Origin of the sequence: Effusibacillus lacus (assembly GCF_002335525.1) — a bacterium.
Taxonomy (GTDB): Bacteria; Bacillota; Bacilli; order Tumebacillales; family Effusibacillaceae; genus Effusibacillus; species Effusibacillus lacus.
Map to the genome: position 1 here is coordinate 49,894 of NZ_BDUF01000057.1, position 6,415 is coordinate 56,308.

Annotated in this window: 8 protein-coding genes; 2 read left to right on the forward strand and 6 right to left on the reverse strand. The window is 51.4% G+C overall.

Annotation, left to right across the window (positions count from 1 at the left end):
• Positions 1-163 precede the first annotated feature (163 nt).
• Positions 164-295 (forward strand): hypothetical protein, encoded by a 132-nt coding sequence (locus tag EFBL_RS21655; protein WP_269432695.1) that lies wholly within the window; start codon positions 164-166, stop codon positions 293-295.
• A 13-nt stretch (positions 296-308) separates the two neighbouring features.
• Here the strand turns inward: EFBL_RS21655 and recG are convergent, their stop codons facing one another.
• Genes recG through EFBL_RS10770 form a run of 3 tightly spaced genes read right to left on the reverse strand, consistent with a single transcriptional unit; the run spans position 309 to position 4,419 of the window.
• Entirely contained in the window at positions 309-2,363 is a 2,055-nt protein-coding gene (gene recG / locus EFBL_RS10760) for an ATP-dependent DNA helicase RecG (protein WP_096182141.1), read from the reverse strand.
• A gap of 12 nt (positions 2,364-2,375) precedes the next feature.
• The gene (locus EFBL_RS10765; RefSeq protein WP_096182142.1) at positions 2,376-4,043 is read right to left on the reverse strand and encodes a DAK2 domain-containing protein; all 1,668 of its coding nucleotides are present in this window, start codon (positions 4,041-4,043) and stop codon (positions 2,376-2,378) included.
• Positions 4,044-4,053: 10 nt separating this feature from the next.
• Complete coding sequence (locus tag EFBL_RS10770; RefSeq protein ID WP_096182143.1) at positions 4,054-4,419, reverse strand: Asp23/Gls24 family envelope stress response protein; 366 nt, start codon at positions 4,417-4,419, stop codon at positions 4,054-4,056.
• Positions 4,420-4,626: 207 nt separating this feature from the next.
• Between EFBL_RS10770 and rpmB the strand changes: the two genes are divergently transcribed.
• Positions 4,627-4,818, forward strand: coding sequence for a 50S ribosomal protein L28 (rpmB, locus tag EFBL_RS10775; protein WP_096182144.1), 192 nt, complete (start codon positions 4,627-4,629; stop codon positions 4,816-4,818).
• Positions 4,819-4,849: 31 nt separating this feature from the next.
• Here rpmB and spoVM read toward each other — a convergent pair whose 3' ends face one another.
• From spoVM to rsgA, 3 genes are all read right to left on the reverse strand, one after another.
• Positions 4,850-4,933: a stage V sporulation protein SpoVM gene (gene spoVM / locus EFBL_RS21875; RefSeq protein ID WP_103143249.1), complete on the reverse strand. Its 84-nt coding sequence runs from the start codon at positions 4,931-4,933 to the stop codon at positions 4,850-4,852.
• A 188-nt stretch (positions 4,934-5,121) separates the two neighbouring features.
• Positions 5,122-5,775: a ribulose-phosphate 3-epimerase gene (gene rpe / locus EFBL_RS10785; protein ID WP_096182146.1), complete on the reverse strand. Its 654-nt coding sequence runs from the start codon at positions 5,773-5,775 to the stop codon at positions 5,122-5,124.
• Between the two features lie 2 nt (positions 5,776-5,777).
• Positions 5,778-6,415 (reverse strand): ribosome small subunit-dependent GTPase A (gene rsgA, locus EFBL_RS10790; protein WP_231705767.1); only part of this gene is annotated, 638 nt, incomplete at its 5' end.

Sequence of the window (6,415 nt, forward strand, 5' to 3'; positions counted from 1 at the left end):
AGAAAGAAACAGAAAAGTCCCCACCGTTCAGCACGATAGAGACTTCTTGGAAGATCGGGAGCGCGCACTCCCTGATCTTCCTTTTTTAAATTATCATATCCGGGTAATTGATGCCAGCATAGAAAGGGTAGCCGACTGCCACTCTAAAAATGAGGTGATCAACATGGAGTGGAACACCGTTACAATGTCGATCATTGGGTCGCTTGTCTTTATTGTGGTGGTACTGTTCAACTTCTTCATCGCAATGGCCATGCCTCACGAGGATAAGAACAAACGCAGAACAAAAAGGGAATGAACCTCTTGCAGTATCAATCCTGAATCGGAGCTTTCAACAGTTTCTCCCGCTTCAGATATTCCACCAGTTCCCGATATTCCGGCAAGATCCAGAAATCCCCGGACGCCATCAATTGTTGGGCTTCCTCCCTGCCAGCTTTCATGATATTCGCATCCGTCACAAGATCTCCCAGCTTAAACTCGGGCATGCCGCTTTGCCTGATTCCGAAAAATTCGCCTGGCCCCCGCAGTTCCAAGTCTTTCTCAGCCAGCACGAAACCGTTTTGCGTTGCCACCATGGCCTGCATTCTCTCCCGGCCTGTCTCGGACACAGGATCTGCAATCAGAATACAGATTGACGAATGTTCACCCCGACCCACCCGTCCCCTTAATTGGTGGAGTTGGGCCAGCCCGAACCGGTCTGCGTTATAGATGACCATAACGGTGGCGTTAGGAACGTTGACACCCACTTCGATTACCGTTGTGGCAACCAAAGCCTGGATTTCATTGGCTTTGAACTTCCTCATGACATCCTCTTTGTCACGTGAGGAGAGTCGTCCATGCATCAGTCCGATCTGAAACCCGGCAAGGGAGTCCTTTAATCGGTTGTACAGGTCTACGGCGTTTTCAACACCCTCCATTTTTTCCGATTCTTCTATAAGGGGAGCCACGATATATGCTTGTCGGCCCTTGGCCAACTCTTTCCGCAAGAACCGGATGACCTGGTTTTCCTTATCGGAAGTGACCCAATGGGTACGTATGGGCTTCCTGCCTGCCGGCATCTGGTCCAATACGGAAACATCCAAATCCCCGAACAGGGTCATGGCCAGAGTTCGGGGAATGGGAGTGGCCGACATAAAGAGCACATCCGGATGATGTCCTTTCTGGCGAAAAATGGACCTTTGTTCAACTCCAAACCGGTGCTGTTCGTCCGTAACCACCAGGCTCAGGTTGGAAAACTCCACTCCATCCTCCAGCAGGGCATGTGTACCTATGACTATATCAAGCTCGCCCTTTCCCAGCTTATCCAGCATTTCCTTCCGCACACTCTCTTTGCTGCTCCCTGTCAACAGCCCGATCCTGACACCCAGTCTCCCCAACAGTTCAGAAGCGGAATCGTAATGCTGTTCGGCCAGTATTTCTGTTGGAACCATCATGGCTGACTGATAGCCTGACAGGTAGGCGGCAAACATGGCACAAAATGCAATAATGGTCTTGCCGGACCCCACGTCACCCTGCAACAGCCGGTTCATGGGTTGAGGAGCGCGCATGTCCAACAGAATATCGCGAACCGCCCGTTTCTGTCCTGGTGTCAACTCGAAGGGCATCATCTTCAAAAAACCGGCCCATTGCTCCTTAGTAAAAGAATGTGCCACACCAGGTCTGTCGTGTTTGTGCAAGTGGCGAAAAGCCTGCAGCTTCAACTGAAACAGAAAAAATTCCTCAAACACCAGTCGCCTTCGAGCTTGTCGCAGGCTCTCCGCATCTTTCGGCAAATGAATCTGGGCAAGGGCGTCCCGTTTGGGAATCAGCTTGTATTTGGCAAGAAGGCTGTGGGGCAGGATTTCGGGGATCTGGGATTCGACCTGTTTCAGAGCTTTGGTCAGGATAGCCCTCAGGACTTTTGGGGTCAACTCGCCGCGAACTTCATAAATCGGCACAAGCCGGTTGCTGTGGACAGACGTGTCATGGGAGCCGAATTCGTACTGGGATACCACAAGACTGCGCCGTCTGGCATCGTATTTTCCGGTAATCGTAATGGAACTGCCGGGCCGAAGCTTGTCCCGCAGAAATAACCGATTGAACCAGACAGCCGTCATCGACATGCCGTCATGGGTTTTGACCTGAACAGTCATGGTCGACCTGCGTCCTTTGTGACGGACTGCCGGCGGAGCCTGGACAATCGCCTGAACGGTCACTCGCGTATCATGACCGAGGGTTTGTCCGGATTGTACCGTTCGGTCGTCATAACGGAAGGGATAATAGGTTATTAAATCCTGCACTGTAAAAATGCCAAGCCGGGCCAAGTCCCTCTCTCTGGAAGGACCTACCCCGGCAATATGGTTGACAGGAGATTGCAAGGAAAGCATCGCGCACAACACCTATTCAACGGAGAATATATATTCGTACAACGGCTGGCCGCCATAATGAAGTTCAAACTCACAGCGGGAGAACCGCCCGGTCAGTCCATCCAGGAAGGTTTCCGCCTGCTCTTCGGTCACATCCTCACCATAAAAAACAGTAATAATTTCGGAGTTCTCATCGATCATTTTATCCAGCAAAGATTGGGCGGTGTCTTCCAGATCACGTCCAACGGTTACCACTTTTCCTTCGGCAAGCCCCATGAAATCTCCTTCTTTGATTTCAAAGTCCTGATAATTGGAATCACGAACCGCACGGGTAACCTGTCCGGTTTTGATCCGCGCCGCCGCTTCCTTCATCCTTCTTTCGTTTCCATCGGCGTCAGAATCGGCGTCAAACGCCAGCACCGCAGCAATGCCTTGAGGAATCGTCTTGGTTGGAATTACACGGATCCTGTCTCCCAATACAGATTTCGCCTGTTCCGCCGCCATTACGATGTTGGAATTGTTTGGAAGCACATACACAAGATCGACGTTCAGCCCTTCAACTGCTTTCACGATATCTTCCGTGCTGGGGTTCATGGTCTGCCCGCCCTCTACAAGCTGTCCAACTCCGAGGCTTCTGAATATCTCTGCCATGCCCTCGCCGGCGACTACCGCCACTATGCCGTATGGCTGTCTTTGTTCAGTAACGGATCCGGACTCTTCGTAATCATTTTTCAGGTTGTGGTGCTGCTCGGTCATATTGTCAATCTTGATTCGGGTCAATTGCCCGAATTGGATTGCCTCTTCCAGAACTTGTCCCGGACGGAGCGAGTGAATATGTACTTTCACGATATCGTTGGCCGCAACAACCAGCATGGAATCGCCCAAATCCTTCAGCATATTCCGGATCTTCTCTTCCATTGCCTGTTCGGAATCGGGGACCTGATCAAGACGAATGATAAATTCGGTACAGTATCCGAACTCTCCTTCGTGCTCAATATTGGCACCTGCGGGTGCAGGCATGCCATGCGGGATGGGGCCGGTTACCGGTTCATCTGCAGTGGAAAGCGCTTCCTGAATGCTCCTGCCGCTTAACGCCGAAAGAAAGCCTTGATAGATATAAACGAGGCCTTGTCCGCCCGAATCAACCACATTTGCCTGTTTTAACACCGGAAGCAGGTCGGGCGTTCTCTGCAAAGAACGCTCGGCTTCCCTCAGCACCGCTTCCATAACGGAACCAATCGTGGCTGTCACACTGCGCGCAGCTTGCACAGCCGCTTTGGCGGCATCCTTTGCAACCGTCAGAATCGTTCCTTCCACAGGCTTGGCAACCGCGTTATAGGCAGTTGTTACGCCAGCCTGGAAGCTGTCGGCAAACATTTTGACATCGATTGTTTCCTGTTTGGCCACCGCTTTTGCAAATCCACGGAATAATTGAGAAAGAATAACGCCTGAATTCCCCCGGGCTCCCATCAACAACCCGGTTGCAAGAGATTCTGCCACCTTGCCCAGAGGTTGATTCAGCATCCGACGCATCTCATTAACGCCCGATGTGAAAGATAAACTCATATTTGTGCCGGTATCCCCATCCGGAACCGGAAATACGTTTAACGCGTTGACTTTCTGCTTGTTGCTCTCAAGGCTTTGGTGTCCGGCCAGCACCATCTGCACAAACAGTGCTCCGTCCAAATACTTGTGGTTCATAGAATCCTCCTTACCTGTCGCCACTCACCCGGACACCCTGAACAATGATGTTGATCTCGTCAACCTCGAGTCCCAGGGTATTTTCCAGCGTATACTTCACCTTTTCCATCACATTGTTGGCCACCACGGAGATCTTGGTGCCGTAACTTACGATAATATGCAAGTCCACGACCACCCGGTCGTCCACAATGCGGACCTCCACACCGCGCCCCGGATTATCGCGTCCCAACAACTCGCTGATGCTGTCTTTGACCCGCTTCTGGGAGGCCATTCCTACCAGGCCATAGCAATCCAATGCCGCAAAACCGGCAACCGTGGCAATCACATTCTCTTCAATTTCAATTTTGCCCAAATCGTTTTGCAAAACCTTCGGCATGTCAAGCACCTCCACTATGTGCATAAAACATCTGCAAGCTTTCCAGGGTCCCCGCATAGTGTGACCCGGTACTTGTCCCGTGGCACATGGGGGTGAATTTGCATCCATATTCTACTACAAATTCCGACAAAGGAAAAGTCATCTTGCAAGCTTTCTACGGTCTATGGTAAGATAAGCAAGTCAGTCTTATGCAAGGAGGTGCCGGTAGTGGCTAAACGTTGTGAAGTATGTGGCAAAGATCCGAAAACAGGGAACCAGGTTTCCCATTCCCATATTCTGACCAAGCGCCGTTGGTTGCCCAATATTCAACGTGTCCGTGCAGAAGTGAACGGTTCTGTTAAGAGAATTAATGTTTGCACTCGCTGCCTGAAAGCAGGCAAAGTAAAACGCGCGATCTAACGGTCGCGCGTTTTTTATTTTCTTCCCCCTCCTATTCTTTTTTCTGGAACACACTCAACATAGCCTTGACAATACCGCCTAGAAATCTGGGCAATTTGATGGTATAAAAACGCAAGTGAGACCCCTCCTCAAGTCTAATGATCAGTCCGAACCATGCACAAACCGCCTGTGGCGGGTGAGGATGCCCGCCCATAGGCGGTTCCACCGTCGTTTATATATATATTCCCGATTAAACAAAATGTGCCGTCGCAAAATGAAAAAGGGTCATGTTCTCCTTTCAGAGATATGACCCTGCAATTGATTTTATGACTCCCCCCGGATCAATCGAATCGCTTCCGCAGGATTCGGTGCCCCGTAAACCGCTGACCCGGCCACAAGGACATTGGCCCCCGCTTCCCGAACCAACGGGGAAGTTTCCGGGTGAATCCCCCCGTCCACTTCAATATCCACATGCTGCAGACCTTGTGCGTCAAGCAGATTACGCAAAGACCGGATTTTCGGGACGACGGATTCAATAAATTTCTGTCCGCCAAATCCGGGATTGACGGTCATCAACAGCACCATGTCCAGGTCCCCCAGCACATGCTCGATCATCTGGATCGGGGTGTGCGGGTTCAAGGCCACGGAAGATTGGATCCCAAGCGATTTGATCAATTGGAGAGTTCTGTGCAGATGCGGAGAGGCTTCCGCATGAACTGAAATGATATCTGCACCCGCCTTCACAAAATCGGATATGTAGCGATCCGGCTGTTCAATCATCAAATGCACATCCAGCGGCAATCGGGTATGAGGCCGGATGGCATCCACAATCAGCGGCCCGATGGTAATATTGGGAACAAAATGGCCGTCCATAACATCCACATGGACATAGTCAGCTCCCCCATCTTCGATAATCCTGATTTGTTCGCCCAATTTGGCAAAATCGGCTGACAGAATGGAGGGGGCAATCTTGATCATGTTCAATACCTTCCTTCTTTCGAATGCTTAACTTCATGCAGGAATTCCAGATAGTGTTCGTACCGTGTCCTGTCCAGTTCCCCATCCTTGACGGCTTTCAGGACAGCGCAATCATGTTCCGTTTCATGTTCGCATTCCCGATAGTAACAATCCTGGCTAAACCTGGCCAGATCGCGGAAACAGTCATCCAACTCGGCCGGCTCCATCTCTCCGAAGTCCAGCTGGCTGAATCCCGGAGTATCCGCGATAAACGACCGGTCGTCAACGGGGAGGAGCTCCACATGACGGGTCGTATGGCGACCCCTTCCCAGCTTGTGGGATACTTCCCCCATCTTCAGGTTCAGTTCCGGGAACAGCGCGTTCAGGAGAGATGATTTTCCCACACCTGACTGACCGGCTAAGACGGATATCCGGTCGGCGAACAGGGAGCGGACTTCCTCCAGTCCCTCTCCAAGTCTGACCGACACTTGCAAAACCGGGTACCCCATTTTGGCATAGGGAAGGATTGCCGCTTCCACTCCACGCCGCTCTTCCAGGAGGTCCATCTTTGTAAGGACAATAGCTGCATGAAGCCTGGCCTTTTCAATCAGTACCAGCATCCGGTCCAACAGGCGCAAGTTCAGATCCGGCTCCCTCACCG